Source organism: Kordiimonas sp. (assembly GCF_965216265.1).
Classification (GTDB): Bacteria; Pseudomonadota; Alphaproteobacteria; order Sphingomonadales; family Kordiimonadaceae; genus Kordiimonas.
Map to the genome: position 1 here is coordinate 139,945 of NZ_OZ244153.1, position 21,009 is coordinate 160,953.

21 protein-coding genes are annotated in these 21,009 nt (G+C 55.1%); 10 read left to right on the forward strand and 11 right to left on the reverse strand.

Going from position 1 to position 21,009, the window contains the following annotated elements; genetic code table 11:
* Positions 1-2 precede the first annotated feature (2 nt).
* Positions 3-602: a hypothetical protein gene (locus ACOOGA_RS00665; RefSeq protein WP_417460865.1), complete on the forward strand. Its 600-nt coding sequence runs from the start codon at positions 3-5 to the stop codon at positions 600-602.
* A gap of 89 nt (positions 603-691) precedes the next feature.
* Here ACOOGA_RS00665 and ACOOGA_RS00670 read toward each other — a convergent pair whose 3' ends face one another.
* Positions 692-1,060 carry a VOC family protein gene (locus ACOOGA_RS00670; RefSeq protein ID WP_417460866.1) on the reverse strand — a complete coding sequence of 123 codons (369 nt, stop codon included), beginning with the start codon at positions 1,058-1,060 and terminating at the stop codon, positions 692-694.
* A gap of 309 nt (positions 1,061-1,369) precedes the next feature.
* Between ACOOGA_RS00670 and ACOOGA_RS00675 the strand changes: the two genes are divergently transcribed.
* The 4 genes from ACOOGA_RS00675 to ACOOGA_RS00690 all read left to right on the forward strand — a co-directional run bounded on the left by ACOOGA_RS00675 (position 1,370) and on the right by ACOOGA_RS00690 (position 4,663).
* The gene (locus tag ACOOGA_RS00675; protein WP_417460867.1) at positions 1,370-2,782 is read left to right on the forward strand and encodes a M20/M25/M40 family metallo-hydrolase; all 1,413 of its coding nucleotides are present in this window, start codon (positions 1,370-1,372) and stop codon (positions 2,780-2,782) included.
* 118 nt (positions 2,783-2,900) lie between these two features.
* On the forward strand, positions 2,901-3,500 hold the full coding sequence (locus ACOOGA_RS00680; protein ID WP_417460868.1) for a PAS domain-containing protein: 600 nt from the start codon (positions 2,901-2,903) through the stop codon (positions 3,498-3,500).
* A 94-nt stretch (positions 3,501-3,594) separates the two neighbouring features.
* A complete protein-coding gene (locus tag ACOOGA_RS00685; RefSeq protein WP_417460869.1) occupies positions 3,595-4,188 on the forward strand; it encodes a PAS domain-containing protein in 594 nt (197 codons plus the stop codon).
* A 31-nt stretch (positions 4,189-4,219) separates the two neighbouring features.
* Positions 4,220-4,663 (forward strand): avidin/streptavidin family protein, encoded by a 444-nt coding sequence (locus ACOOGA_RS00690; RefSeq protein WP_417460870.1) that lies wholly within the window; start codon positions 4,220-4,222, stop codon positions 4,661-4,663.
* A gap of 186 nt (positions 4,664-4,849) precedes the next feature.
* On the opposite strand, the gene ACOOGA_RS00695 is transcribed toward ACOOGA_RS00690, so the two are convergent.
* The 5 genes from ACOOGA_RS00695 to ACOOGA_RS00715 form a co-directional block, all read right to left on the reverse strand.
* On the reverse strand, positions 4,850-5,332 hold the full coding sequence (locus tag ACOOGA_RS00695; RefSeq protein ID WP_417460871.1) for a tetratricopeptide repeat protein: 483 nt from the start codon (positions 5,330-5,332) through the stop codon (positions 4,850-4,852).
* Positions 5,333-5,480: 148 nt separating this feature from the next.
* Positions 5,481-6,809, reverse strand: coding sequence for an RsmB/NOP family class I SAM-dependent RNA methyltransferase (locus ACOOGA_RS00700; protein WP_417460872.1), 1,329 nt, complete (start codon positions 6,807-6,809; stop codon positions 5,481-5,483).
* Between the two features lie 9 nt (positions 6,810-6,818).
* On the reverse strand, positions 6,819-8,288 hold the full coding sequence (gene guaB, locus ACOOGA_RS00705) for an IMP dehydrogenase (protein WP_417460873.1): 1,470 nt from the start codon (positions 8,286-8,288) through the stop codon (positions 6,819-6,821).
* A 166-nt stretch (positions 8,289-8,454) separates the two neighbouring features.
* Positions 8,455-9,186, reverse strand: coding sequence for an RlmE family RNA methyltransferase (locus ACOOGA_RS00710; RefSeq protein WP_417460874.1), 732 nt, complete (start codon positions 9,184-9,186; stop codon positions 8,455-8,457).
* Positions 9,179-10,522: a Ppx/GppA phosphatase family protein gene (locus tag ACOOGA_RS00715; protein WP_417460875.1), complete on the reverse strand. Its 1,344-nt coding sequence runs from the start codon at positions 10,520-10,522 to the stop codon at positions 9,179-9,181. The genes ACOOGA_RS00710 and ACOOGA_RS00715 overlap by 8 nt, the downstream gene beginning before the upstream one ends.
* A gap of 200 nt (positions 10,523-10,722) precedes the next feature.
* Between ACOOGA_RS00715 and ACOOGA_RS00720 the strand changes: the two genes are divergently transcribed.
* Positions 10,723-10,896, forward strand: coding sequence for a hypothetical protein (locus tag ACOOGA_RS00720; RefSeq protein WP_417460876.1), 174 nt, complete (start codon positions 10,723-10,725; stop codon positions 10,894-10,896).
* 374 nt (positions 10,897-11,270) lie between these two features.
* Here the strand turns inward: ACOOGA_RS00720 and ACOOGA_RS00725 are convergent, their stop codons facing one another.
* Entirely contained in the window at positions 11,271-12,086 is an 816-nt protein-coding gene (locus ACOOGA_RS00725) for an SPOR domain-containing protein (RefSeq protein ID WP_420429299.1), read from the reverse strand.
* Positions 12,087-12,310: 224 nt separating this feature from the next.
* Between ACOOGA_RS00725 and ACOOGA_RS00730 the strand changes: the two genes are divergently transcribed.
* Positions 12,311-12,850, forward strand: a complete 540-nt coding sequence (locus ACOOGA_RS00730) for a PadR family transcriptional regulator (RefSeq protein ID WP_417460878.1) — start codon at positions 12,311-12,313, stop codon at positions 12,848-12,850.
* Between the two features lies 1 nt (position 12,851).
* Here ACOOGA_RS00730 and pssA read toward each other — a convergent pair whose 3' ends face one another.
* Together pssA and ACOOGA_RS00740 are read right to left on the reverse strand one after the other, a co-directional pair.
* Positions 12,852-13,616: a CDP-diacylglycerol--serine O-phosphatidyltransferase gene (gene pssA, locus ACOOGA_RS00735; RefSeq protein WP_417460879.1), complete on the reverse strand. Its 765-nt coding sequence runs from the start codon at positions 13,614-13,616 to the stop codon at positions 12,852-12,854.
* A 32-nt stretch (positions 13,617-13,648) separates the two neighbouring features.
* The gene (locus tag ACOOGA_RS00740; RefSeq protein ID WP_420429301.1) at positions 13,649-14,311 is read right to left on the reverse strand and encodes a phosphatidylserine decarboxylase; all 663 of its coding nucleotides are present in this window, start codon (positions 14,309-14,311) and stop codon (positions 13,649-13,651) included.
* Between the two features lie 233 nt (positions 14,312-14,544).
* Here ACOOGA_RS00740 and ACOOGA_RS00745 point away from each other — a divergent pair, with 233 nt between their 5' ends.
* A complete protein-coding gene (locus ACOOGA_RS00745; RefSeq protein ID WP_417460880.1) occupies positions 14,545-14,958 on the forward strand; it encodes a hypothetical protein in 414 nt (137 codons plus the stop codon).
* 2 nt (positions 14,959-14,960) lie between these two features.
* Here ACOOGA_RS00745 and ACOOGA_RS00750 read toward each other — a convergent pair whose 3' ends face one another.
* On the reverse strand, positions 14,961-15,965 hold the full coding sequence (locus ACOOGA_RS00750; RefSeq protein ID WP_417460881.1) for a LysM peptidoglycan-binding domain-containing protein: 1,005 nt from the start codon (positions 15,963-15,965) through the stop codon (positions 14,961-14,963).
* A 237-nt stretch (positions 15,966-16,202) separates the two neighbouring features.
* On the opposite strand from ACOOGA_RS00750, the gene ACOOGA_RS00755 reads away from it, so the two are divergent.
* Together ACOOGA_RS00755 and ACOOGA_RS00760 are read left to right on the forward strand one after the other, a co-directional pair.
* Complete coding sequence (locus tag ACOOGA_RS00755) at positions 16,203-16,745, forward strand: TIGR00730 family Rossman fold protein (RefSeq protein ID WP_420429303.1); 543 nt, start codon at positions 16,203-16,205, stop codon at positions 16,743-16,745.
* 154 nt (positions 16,746-16,899) lie between these two features.
* Positions 16,900-18,114, forward strand: a complete 1,215-nt coding sequence (locus ACOOGA_RS00760; RefSeq protein ID WP_417460883.1) for an NADP-dependent isocitrate dehydrogenase — start codon at positions 16,900-16,902, stop codon at positions 18,112-18,114.
* 72 nt (positions 18,115-18,186) lie between these two features.
* On the opposite strand, the gene alaS is transcribed toward ACOOGA_RS00760, so the two are convergent.
* The gene (gene alaS / locus ACOOGA_RS00765; protein ID WP_417460884.1) at positions 18,187-20,844 is read right to left on the reverse strand and encodes an alanine--tRNA ligase; all 2,658 of its coding nucleotides are present in this window, start codon (positions 20,842-20,844) and stop codon (positions 18,187-18,189) included.
* Positions 20,845-21,009 lie beyond the last annotated feature (165 nt).

Here is a 21,009-nt window from a genome sequence, read left to right on the forward strand (position 1 = left end):
AAATGAAATTATCGACAGAGTGGCTGGTTATAGGAGGGGTAGGGTTCTTCATAGGAACCGGCTGGGGCATATTTGTAGCCGAGAGAGCTATTTCTTTTAGCAAAGAAGATTGGGAAATTGCCGCAACGTTAGCCACACTCGCAATGGTATTCATAAGCTTCTATTCCATATTCATCACACCCAAAAAAGGAGCCTATAATATCTTTGGGGCTCTGGTGGTTGAGCTCGCAATTACACGTAAATTAATAGAAGAAATTAGAAGTATCCCAAGAGAAAACCATCTACCAACGCTCCGCAAGTTAACTTGTGACTCGTATGATCTGGCGCTACCTCATCTAGGGCTCCTAGGCAACGACGCGGTGGAGTTTATCGACTGCTATAAACAGATTCAGAGAACTCAACAGAATTGGGAACAAATATACGCTGCGATAATCGCTGCCTCAGATCAATTAGGTGCCAAGTATAAAGAATCTGAGGCAAAAGAACATTATGATGAACAGCTAGGCCAAGTGCTGGACCGGGGGCTAAAAATTGCGAACGCCTCTGCGCTTACATGTATAAAAATTTTAAATCGCAATGGCGCATTTACCCGCAAGCGTTAGTTCCATTAACACGCATATATTGCCGGTACTTTGAGGGGGCTCGCTTTCCTTGTTTCCCCTATCGACAATCCCTAGAAAGCCATGATGCCTCAGCTTTGATAGAGCGCGAAATGGCAGCCTGCCGGGTCTCTCACGATGGCCATGGTGCCGCCGCCAGCGCCGCGTGGGCCGTCCACTATGGTGCCGCCCGCCGCTTCCGCTGTTTTCAGCGCATCATCCATTGAAGCTATAGTGAAATACGGCATCCAGCCCGGCGGTACGCCCTTGTTAGCCCCGCGTGCGTGGCAAATGCCGCCCACGGCTTCGCCTGCGCTGTCCATCATCACATAGTCGTCATAGTCGCCCATGCTGGCGGCCTCAACGCCCCAGCCCACCACATCTTTATAGAAACCCTTCAGCCCCGATGCATCATCCACCGTGATATCCAGCCACCCAACCTTACCCAAAGCATCCGCCATGATGATCCTCCCTATCGTCTACTAGTTGCCGTGTACTTTAACCCTATCGCTGGCCGAACGGTAGAAATTGTGTTTCCCCATCCCTCACCCCGTCACTCCCGCGCAGGCGGGAGTCCAGCAACCGTTCGCAGCTCGCTTGTTATCAACCATTCTGGATGCCCGTCTGCACGGGCATGACGGTGGATGTACGCCGGGTGATAACAGCCTCGTGATCAGGGCGCCATCTTGACCATGCCCTCATTCCGCGCCACTCTCCGCGCCGGGGTTCAAAAAGACAATTGATTTAAACGGGAACGATTGAGGACAGACATGCCAGTGAAATCGAGATTAGCCGGTGCCGCCGTTGCGGCGCTGATGGCTTCAGCTATAGGCGCACACGCTTTTGCGGCTGAGATCACGCCACTCTCCGACGAGACGGTAGAAACCGCCAAAGCTATCCGCGACAAGGCGCTTGAAAGCGATGAAGCCTATGAAATCCTTGCCTCCCTCACCACTGAAGTGGGCGCGCGGCTGGCCGCAAGCCCCAAGGAAGTGGAGGCGCAAGCATGGGCCGTGGCCAAGTTCAAGGAACTGGGTTTCGACAGGGTGTGGAAAGAACCGGTCATGGTACCGAAGTGGACGCGCGTCAGCGAAAGCGCATCCGTGATCGCGCCGTTCGCGCAGCCCTTGGTGATCACCGCCCTTGGTAAATCAGTCGCGACACCTGAAGGTGGTGTTGAAGCCGAGATCGCGCATTTTGCCACCTATGCAGACCTTGAGGCCGCTGAGCCGGAGGCCGTTGAAGGCAAGATTGTTTTCATCTCCAACCGTATGGAACGCTTCAGGACCGGCGCGGGCTATGGCCCTGCGGTGAAAGCACGCAGCGCAGGCGCGAGTATGGCAGCCAGCAAGGGCGCGCTTGCGATCATCATTCGCTCCATCGGCACAGATACGCACCGCCTACCGCACACCGGCGGCGTAACCTATGACGAGGCTCAGCCAAAAATTGCCGCTGCCGCACTTTCCAACCCGGATGCCGACCAGCTTGTGCGCATGTTGGGGTACGGGGAAGCGGTAACGGTGCACGTGGATATCCAGACCACGATGGAAGAGCCTGTTGAGATGTTCAACGTGATCGGTGAGATCACCGGCCGCACGAAGCCGGACGAGGCCATTATCCTTGGTTCTCACCTTGATAGCTGGGACCTTGGCACCGGCGCGATTGATGACGGCGCAGGCGTTGCCATCACCATGGCCGCCGCCAACCTTATTCAGGACTTCTCCGACCAGCGCCCCTACCGCAGCATCCGTGTGGTGGCCTTTGCGGCAGAAGAGCTGGGCCTGATTGGTGCCCGCCAATATGCAGAAGCCCACAAGGACAAGGATATGGACCTGCATATCATTGGCGCGGAATCTGATTTTGGCGCGGGGCCTGTGTGGGCGCTGGCGTCAAACGTAAACCCGGCTTCGCTGCATGTGGTGGATAAAATGGCCGCTGTTATGGGCCCCCTTGGTGTTGTGCGCTCAGACCGCAAAGCGGGCGGCGGGCCCGATGTGGGGCAACTGGCCCGCGCAGGTATGCCGGTGATGGACCTGATGCAGGACGGCACTGACTATTTTGACCTGCATCACACGGCAGACGATACGCTGGACAAGGTTGACCCGGTGGCGCTTCGCCAGAATGTGGCGGCGTGGGTAAGCTTCGCTTATATCGCGGCGGAGTGGCCCGGCTATTTCCGCTAAGCATAGGCAGCAAAACATAATCGAACGGCCCGGACGATGTTCCGGGTCGTTTTTTGTGGGGATATAGCGCGTGCGCTGCTATCGTAGCGCGTATAGACCGCATAGAACCGGGGCATTTATGAACACCCTCCCCCCAGACTGGCCGCCCATCTCAAGCCAGTTGATGCATTTTTATAGAATCTGGCAATCCCTGCGGGATGGGCCTGATGTGCCCTATCGCCGTCAGCTCAGCCTACGGCACATCAAAAGCCTGGCGGCGTGGCTCGTGATCCTCGATATACCCGCGCCTGGCAGGCTCAAGGTGAAGGTAAGCGGCTCCAACGTTGATGCGGTGTTTGGCAAACCGCTCACCAAGGTTAACCTTAAGGATATAACCGTGCCAGAGGCCAGCAAACCCATTGTTGCCTTCCATGAAGCGCTGATGACCCACCCGTGCGGCGGTTATGCCCATGATGTGATGACCATGGAGAACGGCAAACGGCTTGATGCGCGCTATTTGATGCTGCCGCTCAGGAATGATGATGGCGGTCATACCATGTGCGCGTCCCTTTGGGATGCCACGGCCGAGGGGTTTGCCGAGCCCCCGGTGGATCACAGGACCCGCATGACCCATAGTGAGCTTCAATACGCCTGCCACCTTGATGTCGGGTTTGGTCTGCCGAAATTTCCGGACTTTGAAGGCTACTTGCGCTCCAGAAGTTTCCCGGAGGACTATTAGCCTATTTTGGGTGGGACGTTTTAGGGTGCAATTTGGCCCTATGGTGCTACCCTTACTTGCAGATATCCTTAATATACGGTGATGAATATAGTTTATGGTTGAAATGCCCAAAAGCTGGCCGGTCCTCCCCAAAAACCTGACCACTTTCTATCAGGTATGGCAGAATGCGCGCGTCAAAAACGGCGGTAATATCCCTCGTCGGCAGGATTTGAGCCTCATGGATCTGCGCGCCCTTACTCCCATGCTTACAATCCTCAAGCTCGACGGCCCAGGTAAGATGCATGTGCGCATGAGCGGCACCGCCATGGATGCGATGTTTGACCAAAACCTGACCGGCCTGAACGTGGCGGATGTTTCAGAACCTGCCGCGGCAAAAGCCATGGTCTCCTTCCATGAAGCACTGCTTGCGCACCCTTCTGCCGGTTGGGCCAAAGACCTGCTGGTGTCTGAACGCGGCAAGCGCATCAGCGCGGAATATCTTTTCCTGCCGCTTCTGGACCGGGATGGAAACAGGGTTCTTTGTGCGTCGCTTTGTGACGCGGAAACCACCGGTTTCGGCCTGCCTTCCGGTGATATGGGCACCCGAATAAACCATAAGGAATTCATGGGTGCCAAACACCTTGATATCGGTTTCGGGGTGCCTGACTATAGCTTCAGCGTGCCGACTGTCGGCGCGAGCGTATCCTGAGAAGGATCATTCGAATGGCGGGGAAAGTTTGGTGACATTTAAAATAATCGCAGCAGGGCTTGTCAGTGCGGCCGTTACCCTGCCCGCCTTCGCGCGGGACTGTGACGACCTGCGGGGTGAATGGACCACAAACCTGAAGGCTACCGTTAGCTTCGATAATGTTGATGACTTAACCGGCCAGATAACGGGCCGCTATTTCCCTGCTTCCATGCCAGAACGCGCTTTCCCGCTCACGGGCTTTGTAAACGCAAACGGCAAGGTTGAAGGCGACCGGCATTATGCGGTTGCGCTTACCTTTGCTGTCAGCTTTCAGGAGTTTGGCGGCATCACGTCATGGAGCGGTATTTGCCGTATGGCCAGGGGCGAAAACGGGGATGCGCCGGTAATCGACACCGAAGACCTGATCATCGCACCGATGGCAGATTATGTCTGGTCCCACGTGATCGATAACCACGATACATTAATGCCAAAATAATCGATCAGGTCGGTTTATGAGGCAAAGCTGATGTGTGGCGTGATTTACGCCACACCTATATGCCACACTGGCGCCACAAAAAGGCGCACACTTTCGCCACACCCTTATAAGAAAAACCTGAACGACGGTGGCCTTCAGACATGAAAAAGGCGCCAAAAAGCGCCTTCTTTTGAAACTAATGCGGGCTTAGCCTTCCGTATGGGCGCCGGCGTCCGCTTTTCTTGCACTGAACTCTTCAATCGCAGAAGCGACTGTATCCAGTTCCTCGCAGCCCTCTGTGCACAGGCTGGCAAGCTTGTCACGGTTGCTTTCCGCGCGCGCCCTCAGGTTCCGCTTCAGGAAGGCAAGCGCCTGATACTCAAGGGCATTTTTGTCGTTCGGTTCAAGCTCAAGCGCTTTGCGGTAATACTTCAGCCCGCTGCCAACCCGGCCCTGAGCTTCATGCGCTTTACCAAGGCCGATCAGCGCGTCGATGTTCGCGGGGTTCGCAACAAGGGCACGCTCATAGAGTGCCTGGGCCTCTTTTGCTTGCTCTGACGTCATTGCACCAGACGCTTCAGCCACCAGTTGCTCAGATAATTCCTGATATTTTTCAGCGGTTTGAGCAAATGATGGGCTTGCAAGAACACCCGCCAGTGCTGTTGCAACAAGCAAATTCCGGATACGCATATTTTACCTCACTTCTATCAATTTGTTGGACGATAACGCGCAAAAAGCCGCCTGTCTTCTTTTTTAGATAAGGCGTGCATCAAGCACGACCAGCCCCTTGAGCAAACTTTAGGGCAAGAAAACAAACAATTGGTAAAGGAAGCTGCGTTTATGCGCGGCGCTCAAGAATGGCGACAAAAAAGCCGTCTGTGCCGTGGCTATGCGGGGCAAGCTGAAGGAAGGCGGAATTCAGCGCAAGTGATTGAGGGCATTCACTTTTCAGCGCTTCAGCCCACACAGACCGGTAGTCAACCGCCGTCCAGCGATCACCAGAGTTCGCGAGGAAATTTTCAACAATTTCTTCGTTCTCGGCTGGCAGAACAGAGCATGTCATATAGATCAGGCGACCGCCTGGCTTTATAAGCCCTGCTCCTTCGCGCAGCAAACCCGCCTGTACTTCGTTGAGATTTTTGAGGCCCTCAGCGTCAAAACGCCAGCGCTGATCCGGGCTTCTGCGCCATGTGCCACTGCCAGAACAAGGTACATCCAGCATCACCCGGTCTGCCTTGCCCGCAAGCGGCGCGAGCGCTAAAGCGCGGCCATCACCCTCTGCTGCCAGTCGGGTTACCTGAATATTGCGACACCCTGCACGTTGCAGACGAACCCGCAACTCTTTGAGCCGCCCACCGGAAATGTCAAACGCATGTATCTGGCCCTTGTTTTTCATATCAGGGGCCACGGCGAGGCTTTTACCGCCTGCGCCAGCGCACAGGTCAACCACCTGCATGCCGGGTGCTGCCGCCACAAGGCTTGCCGCCACCTGCGCCGCCTCGTCCTGCACCTCAACCAGCCCTGATTGATAAGCCTTTTCGTTGGCCAGGTTAACACGAGAACTTGACCGATATCCATCACTTGAAAACACATGTTTTTCAAATAGTTCTGAGGAATTACTAAGAATATTATTTAATGTATCATCCGGGCGTTTCAACCGGTTGATGCGCACGTCAAGCGGTGCTGTCTCATTAAGCGCGTTTACAGCTTCAATCAGTTCACTCCCGAAACGCTTTTCAAACCCGGCATGTGTCCACTTGGGCACATTGACCTGTATATTTACCGGTGCCTTATCCCAATCAAGCGTCGCTGCGGCCTTTATGAGCGCGGCCTCATGTTCGTCCAGCGCATCAGGGGCATGGGTATTGCCCTCTTCGCCAAAAAGGCCAAGCTGGTCTGGCGCTTCCTGTTGCAGGTAAAGAATAAAAAGCGCTCGAGCCGTCACCGGATGCGACAGGCTACCCAGCGCCCACAGGAGCCGCTCCCGCATACGCAGGATGGCATATATGGCTTCAGTGACCGCCCTGCGGTCTTTTGACCCCGCATACCGGCGCGCCCTGAAGTAGTCAGCCACGAGCCTGTCTGCTGGCGCGCCGCCGCATTCTATAGCTTCTTCAATCTGGGAAAGAAGTTCTATTCCCGCAGCGATGCGCGCCGATGGCTGCATGTTTGTCCCTTATTTTGATGGGTAGTTGGGCGATTCACGCGTGATGGTCACATCGTGAACATGGCTTTCCTTGAGGCCTGAGTTGGTGATGCGCACAAAGCTTGCGTTTTTGCGCATTTCCTCAATGGTACGGTTGCCCGTGTAGCCCATGCTGGCACGAAGGCCCCCAACAAGCTGGTGAAGCACGTTTGCAGCAAGTCCTTTATAAGGAACCTGCCCTTCAACACCTTCAGGCACCAGCTTGAGCGTGTCTTTCACGTCATCCTGGAAGTAGCGGTCGGCAGAGCCGCGCGCCATGGCGCCAACACTGCCCATACCGCGGTACGCCTTATATGACCGGCCCTGGTAGAGGAAAACTTCACCCGGCGCTTCTTCCGTGCCCGCAAGCAGTGAGCCCACCATGCACGCACTTGCGCCAGCGGCGATTGCCTTCGCCACATCCCCTGATGTACGCAAACCACCGTCAGCAATCACCGGGATCCCGTGTTTGATGGCAACACTTGCCACATCACTCACGGCTGTGAGCTGCGGTACGCCAACACCTGCAACCACGCGTGTGGTACAGATGGAGCCGGGCCCGATGCCAACCTTGATACAGTCTGCGCCCGCGCCGATCAGCGCTTCCGCCGCTGCAGCAGTTGCAACGTTACCGGCGACAAGCTGCACGTGGCCCCATGTTTTTTTGATCTTCTCAACCTGCTCAATCACGCGGGCGGAATGGCCGTGCGCGGTATCGAGCACGATAAGGTCACATTCGGCGTCAGCCAGAAGGCCAGCGCGCTCATAACCCTTGTCACCCACCGTTGTGGCAGCAGCCACGCGGAGCCGCCCCTGCGCGTCCTTGCACGCATGCGGGTTGGCAACAGCCTTTTCCATGTCTTTAACGGTGATCAGGCCCACACAGCGGTAGCTGTCATCCACCACGATCAGTTTTTCAATGCGGTGATGGTGGAAAAGCCGCTTGGCCTCTTCGGAGGAAACCCCCTCTTTCACCGTCACAACTTCACGGGTCATCAGCTCAGAAACCGGCTGGCTCATCTGGGTTGCGAAGCGCACGTCACGGTTGGTGACAATACCCACAAGCTTCTTCGGCCCCGGGCCTTCGCCGCGCTCAACAATCGGAATGCCAGAGATTTTATGGCGAGCCATCATTTCCATCGCGTCGGCGAGGTTCTCGTCCGGGAACATGGTCAGCGGGTTCACCACCATGCCGGATTCGAATTTCTTGACCTGACGGACCATCTCGGCCTGTTCTTCTTCGGTCACATTGCGGTGCAAAACACCAATACCGCCAGCCTGCGCCATGGCAATCGCCATCGGGGCTTCGGTAACCGTATCCATCGCAGCGGACAGAAGCGGCATATTCAGTTCAATTGATTTGGTGATCTTGGTGCGCACGTCTACTTGTGCGGGCATCACATCACTTGCGGCTGGTACGAGAAGAACGTCGTCAAAGGTAAGACCGAGGCGAATATCCATTAGCTTTCCTGCTTGTCAGTGTGGCGCTTGGCGAGCGCATGCCCCTGCCAACCTCACGTCTGCAGGGACGACCCTGTTTAAGATATTCGCCGTTCAATACCCTTAAGCCGTTACAAAAATCAAACGGATTCTTGCTTTCTGGCAAAACTAATCTGAGAGGTTGGTATCAGGCCTCGTTTTCAGGCTCACCGTCACCGTCGGTTTTGTGCCGGCGGAAGCCTTGTGCGACAACAAACCATTCCTTGCTGTCCTGCCTGCTGGCTGGTGGCTTGGCGTGCTTGACGGTGCGGAAGTGTTTGCGCATCCGGTCCATCAACACGTTATCAGAGCCGCCTTGCAGCACTTTGGCCGCGAAAGTGCCGCCTTCGGCCAAAACGCGGATCGCAAAATCAAGCGCCGCTTCACAAAGTGCCATGGTGCGCACCTGGTCGGTCTGCCTGTGGCCGGTGGCTGAGTTCGCCATATCTGAAAGCACGACATCGGCCGGGCCATCAAGCGCAGCCATCAGTTTTTCTTCTGCACCTTCAGCCAGAAAGTCCATCACCCAGATATCCGCGCCGGGGATAGGCTCCACTTCCTGCAGGTCAATCGCTATAACCTGCGCGCCGTTCGGGCACCGCTCGGTAATCACCTGTGTCCAACCTCCTGGCGCACAGCCAAGATCAACAATGCGCATAGCACCTTTGATAATCTCGTAACGTTCATCCAGTTCCAGAAGCTTGAAAGCGGCCCGGCTTCTATAACCAAGGCGCTGGGCTTCCGCCACGTAAGGGTCATTGAGCTGCCGCTGCAACCACCGGGTTGACGACGACTTGCGGCCACGGGCAGTTTTCACCCGCACCTTGGCGCCACGAGCACGGCTTCTTGTATTTGATTGAGTATTCCAGCCCTTAGCCATGCGTCTTCACCTTATTTGGTCTGCCCCCGGGGTTTCTCCCGCGGCGGCGCGGTCCTTGTCGTACCGGCATATTCTCTAACTGCATCATACCACGCAAAATGCCTTCGCGTATGCCCCGGTCTGCGACGCGCAGGCTCGGCACATTCCACATGCCCAAAATAGCCTCCAGAATGGCACACCCGGCTACCACGAGATCTGCGCGCTCAGGCCCGATACACGGCTGGGCAGAACGTTCCTCATGGGTCATCTCAGCCACGCTACGCGATAGTGCATGAATATCTTTGGATTTCATCCAGGCACCATCAACCTTCTCGCGGATATAGCGCGGCAGATTGAGGTGCAGGCTCGCGAGTGTTGTAACAGTACCTGACGTGCCCAGAAACTGGGTCTGGCGCTTCTTGACAACGGCCGAGACGCTGTGAGCGTCTTCAAATGCTTGCAGATGATCCACAACAATATTGACCATCTTATTATATTCGTCCCGTGGCACCGTGGTGCCCGAGATACCATAGTGCTCCGACAGGTTGACCACCCCCCAGGGAATAGACATCCAGCCGCTGATCTCTGTGCGGCCGCCCGGCAGCACCCTTACCCAGATAAGCTCTGTGCTACCGCCACCAATATCAAATACGAGCGCATGCCTGTTGCCGGGCGCGATAAGCGACTGGCAGCCCATGACCGCAAGGCGTGCTTCTTCACCCGCCGAGATAACATCGAGGTTCAAGCCGGTTTCGCGCTTCACGCGCGCAATAAACTCTGCGGAGTTATCGGCCACGCGGCAGGCTTCTGTCGCCACGTGGCGCATGCAGGTCACGTTGCGGCGGGCGATTTTCTCTGCGCAAACTTTCAGCGCTTCAATGGTACGGTCCATCGCAGCGTCCGATAGCATATTGCCGTTGGATACCCCCTCACCCAGACGAACGATGCGGGAAAAGGCATCGATCACGCGGAAACCACCACGGGTGGGGCGAGCGATCAGCAGCCGGCAATTATTGGTGCCAAGATCGATCGCACTATACACCGTGCGCACCGGCGGCAATGGCGGCCGGTTGCCGGGCCCTGCGCCTTGACGCTCAGCATTGGGCTTGCGCGCGCCCGGTTGAGCGGGCCTGGGTGATGGCCCCTTGACAGCCGCATCGGCTACAGCTTGTTCTGTTGTGGTGGAAGCGCCTGTTTGCGAAGGTGTGGTGCCTTGGACCTCACTCTTGTGGTTTGAGGCACGGCGGCGCGGCCGTCTCCTCTTTCTGCGTGAGGCACTTTCCTTGGAGCCAGGTCTGTTTTGACCACTTCCCTCAGATGCCTCCCCTGCGGGGCGATCCCGTGGGTCTAGCGACATAACTCATCTCTTTTTCATTTTTGTTTTTATTCGCGGGATTATGCCCGCTCACTTACCTCCTCTTTAGCACCGATCAGAAGTTCAGCGCAATATAATTACTCACCTCGAAGAACCACCTTTATACGATATGTTCTACTTTTGTTCTTGACCGGCACCTCAACCACCCCTATAAGAACAAAAAAGGAACAGGAGCGGCAAACATGGCTTTTTCACATATCTTCATTCTGATGATGTTTATTATGATTGGTGCGATTGGCATGGCCTCCATGCAGGACGGCATGGCACTTGTGCTCAAACGCCTTTGCACTCTTCTCAGGAAGCCATCATGGGCCGTTGACGTGAAGCCATCCTTTGGCCGCAAACTCACGTTCTAAGGTTAAGCCCACCTCACAGGTATCACCTGCGATGTTTTGTCATATTGCTGACACAAGGATGTGAGAGATAGGGTGAGATAGCGAAAGGCGCGGCGAACAACCTATATGGGTCGTAGCACCGCGCCTAATCCGAGCGAACCCCCAGGTATGCCCGGCCTTCGTAGCTCAGTGGCTGCCATTGCTGGCGCCCAGATGATCGCACCTCCCCAAGTTGATCATCTACGACTGAGTGTGTCGAAGGTTGGAGCATCCGACAAGATTTGTCGCTCTCTGTCAAGAGGGCTTTCCCCATCCGCTGTTATTTATTTAAATTTTTGCCAATTAGACACAAAAAAAGGGCCCGGAGGCCCTGTTTTCTGACACTTTGGTCAGGTTTATTCTGCCGGTGCTGGCTCAGGCAGCGGTTCGCCTTGGTATTCAGATACCCTGCAGTATTGTTCACCTCCGGTGGCACGAATACTGTCACAAAGGGCTGCTGCCTGCCCTTCGTTCTCCATCGGGCCAACAATAAGGCGAAGGAACGTACCAATACCCTCCTGGCTCTGTGTGTAAACACGAGGCTCAAGCCCCTGGAGCTGATTTGAGAAGGCATTAAAGAGACTGCGCCAGCCGGATGCCACCTGATCCTGCGACCGGTAAGACGCCAAATGTGCACCATAAAATGTCTGGCTGCGCATCGCAGGGCGGTTATCCACCGGCGTTGCTGCGGCGGCACCAGCGTTGGCCGCAGGTTCCGGATCAGCACCCGTTTGGGATGTGCCCGTGGGCGCAGTATCAGTTTTTGGCGTGAAAGCCGCCGCCTGACGGTCCATTACCTCAACGGAATACACTCTGTTCTCAAGTGTCTTCATGTCCTTGCGCATAGCGCCAAGGTCGTTTTTCACCCTTGTCAGGCTTGCCGCCAGTTCAGGGTCTTTCTGGAAATTGGCAAGTTGCTGCTCTATCGCCTTGAGTTGGTCGCTCTGGGTGCGCAAACCGCGAACCAAATCCACATAAAGGCGCTCGAGCGCATTAAAGCGGTCTTTCAGTTCCCGGTGGTTTTCATTCACCGAGCCAACACTGCGTTCCAGCGTGGTCTGGCGCGCCTCAACCAAAACTTCTTCACCCTGCCAGAGGTTGCTGGACTGACAGCCCCCCAATACAAGCGCTGCACAGGCAAGTTTTGCCCCATGTGCCAGAAACGAACCCATTTTTAAACGTGCGGCAATCATGATCAAACCTTTCGTATGTCGGCCAACCACCTAAAAACACGGAGAAATATCGCACTCCGAAGGCTTGGCGCCACATTATCTGCAATCGTATAAGCAATTAGGATGCCAACATATGCGCAATTTTTTATCCCCTGCATCTTTACTTTCGAGCGAAATTCCCCAACTGATATATCTCAGCACGATATAAAGGCAGCGAAGTACTTATGGATATCCGCACCCTGTGCCTCGGCATTCTCAGCCTGGGCGACACCACCGGCTACGACATCAAGAAGATGGTTGCAGAAGGCGCTTTCAGCTTCTTCTCCGAAGCCAGCTATGGCTCCATCTACCCTGCCCTGACGAAGCTCACCGAAGAAGGCCTGGTGAATTGCCGCACCGAGGCGCAGGAAAGCAGGCCAGACCGCAAGGTCTACAGCTTGACGGCTGAAGGCCGCACCACGCTGGAGACGGCGCTGGCGCATTCTCCCAAGCCAGACAAGAACAGGTCTGAGTTCCTTGCGGCTCTTCTTTTTGCCGAGGCTGTTGCCCCAAGCCGCATTGATGTGCTGATCAGCGACAGGATCACCCATCACCATAAACAGATCGCGCTTCTACAAGCTTTGCTTGAGAATGAAGAAGGCGATGCCGCCCGCTTTGTGCTCCAGTATGGTATTACAATGCAGCAGGCCGCCACACGCTTCCTCGAAGAAAACAGGTTTGCGTTGAACACGGAAGCCCCGGCCCAGGCAGGCAGTCTAGAATAGCCTAGTCCATCCGCTTCTGCTTGCGCCGCTTCTCATAAGCGAAATATGACCACGGCATGCTGATCACATAGATCGTGCCGATCAGGATCATCACCAGCCAGGTGCGTACAAACAGCCCGGCAATCACGACACCAATCACCAGCATTAACGGCACAAAGAAGTCTCGCCGGATGCGAAGCGCCTTCAACGACACCGTCGGGAAGGTTGAGATGATAAGAACGGCCACGCCGACGGCATAGGCCGCCACCACCAGGCCCCACTTCTGCATTACAGACGCCTCAAAGGCGAAATCGACCATCAACGGGATAAGAAGAAGGCTGGCACCCATTGGGGCCGGAACGCCGGTGAGGAAACCAAGGCGCTTGCGAGGCTCTTCCTCGTCGTCCATACGGGCATTGAACCGGGCGAGCCTAAGCGCCATGGCTGTGGCGTAAATAAGCGCCACGGCCCATCCAAGCCGGTCAAGAGACTGCAGGCCCCAGAGATATAGCACAACAGCGGGTGCAACACCGAACGAGACAACATCCGAGAGCGAATCCAGCTCCGCGCCAAAGCGGCTCGTACTTTTGAGAAGGCGCGCAACCGTACCGTCAAGGCCGTCAAACACACCCGCCAACAGGATCGCAAAAACCGCCATCTCCCACTTGCCCGCGAGGGCAAATCGGATAGAGGTCAGCCCCGCCATAAAGGCAAACAGCGTCACAACGTTCGGCAAAATTGTACGAATAGAGAACGCCCGAAAGAGCAGTGCTTTTTCTTTAGCCATTAAGCTGCCTTCCCTGTTCCCTGCGCTGCCAGCTATTCGGCTGACGCTGCAATCACGGTTTCGCCACCAATCATGGTTTGACCCACGCTGACCTTGGGCGCGAGTTTTTTGTCAAGGTAGATATCTGTACGGCTACCAAACCGGATAAGACCAAAACGTTCACCGCGGCCATGGTTGTCACCGATATGGAGATCACATAGAATACGGCGCGCCACAAGGCCTGCCACTTGTGCAAACGCGATGTCATGACCGTCTTCTGTGGTCATACGGATCAACTGACGTTCGTTCTCGTCGCTCGCCTCGCTTGCCGCAGCATTCAGGTATTTACCCGGCACATAAGCCATGCCCGTAATCTCGCCCGCCGCTGGCAAACGGTTCACGTGCACATTAAAGACAGAAAGAAAAATGGAGATACGCGTGCAGGGCTCGTCGCCCATGCCAAGCTCCGCAGGCGGTGCAGCTTCGGTGATCGCGCAGACAGTGCCGTCCGCAGGGCTCACGAGAATACCCGCGTCCTGGGGCACAACCCGCTCAGGGTCACGGAAGAAATAAAGACACCACGCAGTCAGAATCAACCCAACCCAACCAAGAGGTTCAGCAAGGAAAAACAAGCCTATCGATACGGCGAAAAAAATCACCACAAAGACATGCCCTTCCTTGTGGATTGGCGTCATTACTACGTCCATTGCCTTCATGTACTTGCCCTTCAGGTAACTTAAATTTGGCACACACTGGCGATTTGCTGTGCGCCAGTCAAGTCCAAGTCAAGTCGCACGGTCTTGCGCTCGCCTTTTTTTAACATAATGCTTGCGCGTTCCCCTAACAATCGTCCAAAACGGAGGCACGGCATTAACGCTTGTTTAAACAGAAAGCGCGATGCTTACATACAAAGCGGTGGCAGCTGTTGTAACGAGGGAAATGGGGCTCCATGAAACTTCATGAAACGCTCGACAAGGTCCAGGGGCACCTGGATAGCCTGGAAGACCAATATTTCGATCAGATAGACTTTGAGTGGGAAGGCATTCGTTTCCACGCGACCGCGGATGCCACAAGCGATAAAGCAGGCAAGATACAGCTATCTGCAAAGCTTGGCCGGCTTTATTTTACCGTGGAAGACGCTGCACAGCGCACCATGGCGATTGAGCGCGTATATGCCACAAACCGGGGCATTGACGGCGCTTACCGTATTGAAAAAAATGGTGACGTCAGCTTTCAGAGCGTGACTGAAACAGACCAGCAACTCACCGGCTCAGCCCTCATGAGCGCTCTCACGCTTATACTGCTGGAATCAGAGACCCACCTGCGAGCCCTGCGCTCGCACCTCAAGCCGGTTGAGGCCTGAGATTATTCTTTTTCCTGAGACGATCTGCTGGGTAGACGGAAAATCTGCCCGGGGAAAATCATGTCCGGGTCCCTGATCTGCTCGCTATTCTCCCGGAAGATAACCGTATAGCGCACGCCAGAGCCGTATAGCTGACGGGCAATTTGCCACAGCGTATTGCCCGGCTTCACAAATACACCGCCTTCAGCCACGGAAGGGTCGATGGCCTCGCCCGCTTCAAACGGCTGTTCGATACGAAGCTGGACCTGACCATCCCCGATTGTCTGGTCAACCCGGATCATGTGCTGACCGGGTGCTAGGGTGCTACCTTCCAGTGGAATGGTCCAGCGGCCGCTGTCGCTCGCGCGCACGTTGCCAACAAACTCACCGTCCAGATAAAGCCTTACATCCACTCGCGGCAGTGAACGGCCTGCAAAAATCGCAGCGCCACCGTCGCCATAGTCAATGGTATCAACGCTCAGGCTTTCACCTACTTCGCCAAAGGCCGCAACACCCGGTTTCTGGAGTACCGTGCTGGCCCCGTCCCCGCTTTTGGGGGTAAGAACTGCAACCACGCCATTTTGCTCGCGCTCAATAAAGCGGCTGTCGTCACGCTCGGGCACTGAAACCACAACAACATTGTCTGCTTCCGCGACCTTGCCGTCGCTTTTTCCAACAGCCTTGAGGTTCAATTCAACCGAGCCAGCTTCAAGCGGCTCCTGCAAAATCATTACCCATTCGCCGTCATCATTCGCGACAACTTCCGAGACTTTTTTGCCGTTAGCATACAGTTCAACACGCGCACCCGGCGCCATGCGGCCCGCGATAACACCGGTTCCCCCGCGCGAAATACGCACAAGGTCAAACTCAGGGATAAGCTCTTTCGCGACTTCCTCACCGGCAGATTGACCGGGGGCCTGCGTACTGACTTCCGGAGACGGCGGCGCCGCTTCATCGTCAAGCACGACATAAAGCACAGCCGCAAGGCCAATCGCTGCGGTTACCGCACCGATCACTATCTTACGCATGTCATCGCTTCTGCTTTCAAGTGGGCCCATTTCACACCATACTAGCTGTTCAACAAAGCCTTAACAATCGGGCCTTTATAATGGAAGATGATTTTACTACAAACATGTCAAAACTTTGACCTAACTCACATCTTCTATCCCATATGTGCAAAGGATCCCATAGTGCAACCTCTCTCCAGCTCAAAGCCGGGAAAACTTTCTGTGATCAAGAATGTCTGTGTATATTGCGGTTCTCGCATGGGAAACCGCCCCGATTTTGAAAAACTTGCCCATGAGCTGGGGGTTTTGATTGCCAAGAATGACATGGGCCTGGTTTACGGCGCAGGCAGTATTGGCTTGATGGGTGTGGTGGCTCGTGCAGCGCGCGATGCTGGCGCCCCGGTGATTGGCATCATCCCCGAACATCTTGATGCGGTTGAAATAACCCAGGATGGCCTAACGGAACTGCACATCACCCAGAATATGCACGAACGTAAGAAGATGATGTTTGACCGGTCAGACGCCTTTGTTGTGTTACCTGGCGGGCTTGGCACGCTGGATGAAACGCTTGAGATCATGACCTGGGCGCAACTGAGCTTGCACAAAAAGCCGATCATCCTACTTAATCATAACGACTATTGGTCACCGCTTATCGAGCTGATTGACCACGTGGTCGAGGGCGGTTTCGCGGCAAAAGAAAATGCCGAGCTTTTGCAGGTAGTGGAAACAGCAGAAGGCGCAATCGAGCTTCTGAACGCTTCATACACACCACAAGAGCCCGCTAAAACCGAACTGATCTGACGAAAATGGGGCGAAGATGCGTCCAACACTAAAAATAGCGGACGTTCGCTCTTCAACTTATTGAATTCTGGTGATAGGGTGCGCGCAAATTCAGCGCCTATGTTGCAAGGGCGCACTATATTACCCTTTGGGACAAAACTAGTTTGAGGGACCAATGAGCAAAATTACCGTAAAAAATCCGATCGTTGAAATCGACGGCGACGAAATGACCAGGATCATCTGGCAGTGGATCCGTGAACGTTTGATCCAGCCATACCTTAATGTTGATCTTCTTTATTATGATCTCTCTGTCACCAAGCGCGATGAAACCGATGACCAGATCACCGTTGACGCAGCCAATGCCATCAAAGAACATGGCGTAGGTGTAAAATGTGCGACGATCACACCGGACGAGCAGCGCGTTGAGGAATTTGACCTCAAGAAAATGTGGCGTAGCCCGAACGGCACGATCCGTAACATTCTCGGCGGGACCGTGTTCCGTGAGCCGATCATCATGAAAAACGTACCTCGCCTCGTTCCAGGCTGGACCAAACCGATCGTTATCGGTCGTCATGCTTTTGGTGACCAGTACCGTGCGACAGACTTCCTTGTTCCCGGCGCCGGTAAACTCACCATGAAGTTTGAGCCATCAGACGGTGGTGCTGCGATTGAACGTGAAGTTTACGAGTTTGAAGAAGCTGGCGTTGCCATGGGCATGTATAACGTGGATGCCAGCATCCGCGATTTCGCCCGCGCCTGCATGAACTACGGCCTCAACCGCCAGTGGCCGGTTTACCTTTCCACAAAGAACACGATTTTGAAGGCCTATGATGGCCGCTTCAAAGACCTGTTCATGGAAGTGTATGAAAACGAATTTGCTGACAAGTTCAAGGACGCCGGCATCACATACGAACACCGCCTGATCGATGATATGGTTGCGTGCGCGATGAAATGGGCTGGTGGTTTTGTTTGGGCCTGTAAGAACTATGACGGTGACGTGCAATCTGACACCGTGGCCCAAGGCTTTGGCTCGCTTGGTCTGATGACCTCGGTTCTGATGACACCAGACGGAAAAACCGTTGAATCTGAAGCTGCCCACGGCACAGTGACCCGTCACTACCGCCAGCATCAGGAAGGCAAAGAGACATCCACAAACCCGATTGCTTCGATCTTTGCGTGGACACGTGGCCTGAAGTATCGCGGCAAGATGGACGGCACACCAGAAGTGGTTAATTTCGCGGAAGCTGTTGAGAAAGTATGTATCAACACAGTTGAAACCGGCTCCATGACCAAAGATCTGGCGCTGTTGATCGGCCCGAACCAAAGCTGGATGACCACAGGCCAGTTCTTCGACAAGGTCGACCAGAACCTGAAATCCGAACTCGGTTAAATCCAAGCTCGATACCAATAAAAAGGCCGCTCGAATTGAGCGGCCTTTTTTTTATCTTCAAATTCTGCAGCGTTAGAGTGCCCCTAGGGCACTTTCAATAGCACTAACGGCCTCTGCGGCCTTGCTGCCGTCCGGGCCACCCGCCTGCGCCATATCCGGGCGTCCGCCGCCACCTTTGCCGCCAAGGGCTTCAGCGCCCGTGCGCACAAGGTCAACTGCGCTGATCTTGTCGGTCAGGTCGTCGGTCACACCAACAAGGATAGCAGCCTTGCCGTCGTTGACAGCAATTAACGACACAACCCCGCTGCCGATCGACTTTTTGGCATCATCGGCCATGCCGCGCAGATCGCGAGCCTGTACACCATCAAGCACTTGGCCAAGGAATTTAATACCAGCGATTTCTTTCACTGCTGGCCCCGTTGAGGCACCGCCACCACCAAGCGCCGCTTTTTTGCGTGCCTCTGTCAGCTCTTTTTCCAACGACTTGCGCTCAGCTTGCAAAGCTGCGATGCGGTCCGTCAACTCGGCCGGGCTGGTTTTCATCTGACCAGCAGCGTCCTTGAGCAGTTTCTGCTGGTTAATCAGGTGATCGTGCGCCGCAGCCCCTGTCAGCGCCTCAATCCGACGCACGCCCGACGACACAGCGCTTTCACCAACAATCGTGAACAGGGCAATATCACCCAAGCGGCCCACATGGGTGCCGCCACAAAGCTCAACCGAATAATGCGGCTTGTCCTTGGCATCATTGTCGCCCATGGAAACGACACGAACTTCGTCACCGTATTTTTCACCAAATAACGCCATGGCACCTGCTTCAATGGCATCGTCATAACTCAAAAGTCGTGTCTGCACCTCCGCGTTGTCGCGGATGATGCGGTTCACTTCTCGCTCCACAGCAGCAAGCTCATCCTCAGAGACGGCTTTTGGGTGAGAAATATCGAAGCGCAACCGGTCTGGCGCCACAAGGGAACCCTTCTGGGTTACATGATCACCGAGCTCGCGGCGCAGCACCTCGTGCAGCACGTGCGTGGCAGAGTGGTTGGCGCGCAGGCGCGCACGGCGAGCTCCATCGACAGCCATATCAATCGCGTCGCCAACCTTAATGGTGCCCTGCTCAACCTTGCATTTATGAACGTGCAGGCTGCCGACCATTTTTGCTGTGTCGGTTACCGTCAGCGCAGTACCGTCGTCGGTTTTCAGCGTACCGGTGTCACCCATCTGGCCACCACTTTCGCCATAAAACGGCGTCTGATTCGTAACCAGTAGAACCTCGTCATCCTTACCTGCTGCGTCAACACGCGTACCGTCTTTCACCAGGGCAACGACCTGCCCCTCAGCGTGTTCGGTATTGTAGCCAACAAACTCAGTCGCGCCGGTTTCGTCCTTGATATCAAACCAGACCTGCTCGGTAGCAGCGTCACCGGAGCCAGCCCAGGCGGCACGTGCTTTGGCGCGCTGTTCATTCATCGCGGTGTTAAAGCCGTCCACATCCACCTTGCGGCCTTGCCCCCGCAGGTGATCCTGTGTCAGATCCAGCGGGAACCCGTAGGTGTCATAAAGCTTAAACGCCACATCACCCGGCAGTTCCTTGTCCTCAGCAACCTTTTCCAGCTCGTCTTCAAGGAGCCGCAGGCCCTTATCAAGCATCTGGCGGAAACGGGCCTCTTCAAGCTTCATGGTCTCCTCGATAAGCCGCTGTGCGCGACCAAGCTCAGGGAATGCTTGCCCCATCTCGCTCACAAGCGTGGGCGCAAGCTGATGCATCACAAGGTCCTTGGCACCCAAAAGGTGTGCGTGGCGCATGGCGCGGCGCATGATACGGCGCAGCACGTAACCACGACCCTCGTTGGAGGGCAGCACGCCATCAGCGATCAGGAAGCTACACGCCCGCAAGTGATCCGCAATCACGCGATGTGACGCTTTGTTATTTTCGTTCTCAGGCGCGCCGGTTGCGTCAACAGATGCCTCGATCAAGCGGCGAAAGGTATCAATCTCATAATTGTCGTGGGTGCCCTGCATCACTGCGGCGATGCGCTCCAGGCCCATACCGGTATCAATGCTTGGTTTTGGCAGGTTGATGCGCTCACCACCGGCAAGCTGTTCAAACTGCATAAAGACAAGATTCCAGATTTCAACAAAACGGTCTCCGTCTTCTTCCGGGCTACCGGGAGGGCCGCCCCAGATATGATCGCCGTGATCGTAGAATATCTCCGAGCAAGGGCCACAAGGACCAGTATCACCCATCGACCAAAAATTGTCGGATGTCGCGATACGAATAATGCGGTCGTCGCTCAGGCCAGCGATCTTCTTCCAGAGGTCAAACGCCTCATCGTCTTCATGGAAGACGGTAACAGTGAGTTTGTCTTTGTTGATGCCATATTCTTTGGTGATCAGGTTCCAGGCGAACTCAATGGCGTTATCCTTGAAATAGTCGCCAAAGGAGAAGTTACCGAGCATCTCGAAAAACGTGTGGTGCCGGGCAGTATAGCCTACGTTATCAAGGTCGTTATGCTTGCCGCCAGCGCGTACGCACTTTTGGCTGGAAACCGCGCGGTTATAGTCGCGTGTTTCAGCACCGGTGAACAGATTCTTGAACGGAACCATGCCCGCATTTACGAACATCAGGGTCGGGTCATTGTGCGGCACAAGCGGTGACGACTGCACCTTCTCGTGTCCATGAGAAGCAAAAAAGTCCAAGAAAGTTTTGCGGATGTCATTCGCGCCCGTCATAGAATACTGCCTTACTGTTCAATGCTCAGCCGAGTGTTACGGCAATTTATTATCTTCTGGCCCTTGTAACCATAGCTCGGTTTGCTGTCCAGCCAATGTCACCGTGGTGCGCGCGGTTTTCTGCGGACGACAAGAAAAAAGGTGGCCCGAAAGCCACCTCTCCTA

Bases quoted from the DNA above. Each gene is read 5' to 3' on its own strand.
- ACOOGA_RS00665 (WP_417460865.1), top strand. From the start codon at position 3: ATGAAATTATCGACAGAGTGGCTGGTTATAGGAGGGGTAGGGTTCTTC.
- ACOOGA_RS00670 (WP_417460866.1), bottom strand. From the start codon at position 1,060: ATGGCGGATGCTTTGGGTAAGGTTGGGTGGCTGGATATCACGGTGGAT.
- ACOOGA_RS00675 (WP_417460867.1), top strand. From the start codon at position 1,370: ATGCCAGTGAAATCGAGATTAGCCGGTGCCGCCGTTGCGGCGCTGATG.
- ACOOGA_RS00680 (WP_417460868.1), top strand. From the start codon at position 2,901: ATGAACACCCTCCCCCCAGACTGGCCGCCCATCTCAAGCCAGTTGATG.
- ACOOGA_RS00685 (WP_417460869.1), top strand. From the start codon at position 3,595: ATGGTTGAAATGCCCAAAAGCTGGCCGGTCCTCCCCAAAAACCTGACC.
- ACOOGA_RS00695 (WP_417460871.1), bottom strand. From the start codon at position 5,332: ATGCGTATCCGGAATTTGCTTGTTGCAACAGCACTGGCGGGTGTTCTT.
- ACOOGA_RS00700 (WP_417460872.1), bottom strand. From the start codon at position 6,809: ATGCAGCCATCGGCGCGCATCGCTGCGGGAATAGAACTTCTTTCCCAG.
- guaB (WP_417460873.1), bottom strand. From the start codon at position 8,288: ATGGATATTCGCCTCGGTCTTACCTTTGACGACGTTCTTCTCGTACCA.
- ACOOGA_RS00710 (WP_417460874.1), bottom strand. From the start codon at position 9,186: ATGGCTAAGGGCTGGAATACTCAATCAAATACAAGAAGCCGTGCTCGT.
- ACOOGA_RS00715 (WP_417460875.1), bottom strand. From the start codon at position 10,522: ATGTCGCTAGACCCACGGGATCGCCCCGCAGGGGAGGCATCTGAGGGA.
- ACOOGA_RS00720 (WP_417460876.1), top strand. From the start codon at position 10,723: ATGGCTTTTTCACATATCTTCATTCTGATGATGTTTATTATGATTGGT.
- ACOOGA_RS00725 (WP_420429299.1), bottom strand. From the start codon at position 12,086: ATGGGTTCGTTTCTGGCACATGGGGCAAAACTTGCCTGTGCAGCGCTT.
- ACOOGA_RS00730 (WP_417460878.1), top strand. From the start codon at position 12,311: ATGGATATCCGCACCCTGTGCCTCGGCATTCTCAGCCTGGGCGACACC.
- pssA (WP_417460879.1), bottom strand. From the start codon at position 13,616: ATGGCTAAAGAAAAAGCACTGCTCTTTCGGGCGTTCTCTATTCGTACA.
- ACOOGA_RS00740 (WP_420429301.1), bottom strand. From the start codon at position 14,311: ATGAAGGCAATGGACGTAGTAATGACGCCAATCCACAAGGAAGGGCAT.
- ACOOGA_RS00745 (WP_417460880.1), top strand. From the start codon at position 14,545: ATGAAACTTCATGAAACGCTCGACAAGGTCCAGGGGCACCTGGATAGC.
- ACOOGA_RS00750 (WP_417460881.1), bottom strand. From the start codon at position 15,965: ATGCGTAAGATAGTGATCGGTGCGGTAACCGCAGCGATTGGCCTTGCG.
- ACOOGA_RS00755 (WP_420429303.1), top strand. From the start codon at position 16,203: ATGGGAAACCGCCCCGATTTTGAAAAACTTGCCCATGAGCTGGGGGTT.
- ACOOGA_RS00760 (WP_417460883.1), top strand. From the start codon at position 16,900: ATGAGCAAAATTACCGTAAAAAATCCGATCGTTGAAATCGACGGCGAC.
- alaS (WP_417460884.1), bottom strand. From the start codon at position 20,844: ATGACGGGCGCGAATGACATCCGCAAAACTTTCTTGGACTTTTTTGCT.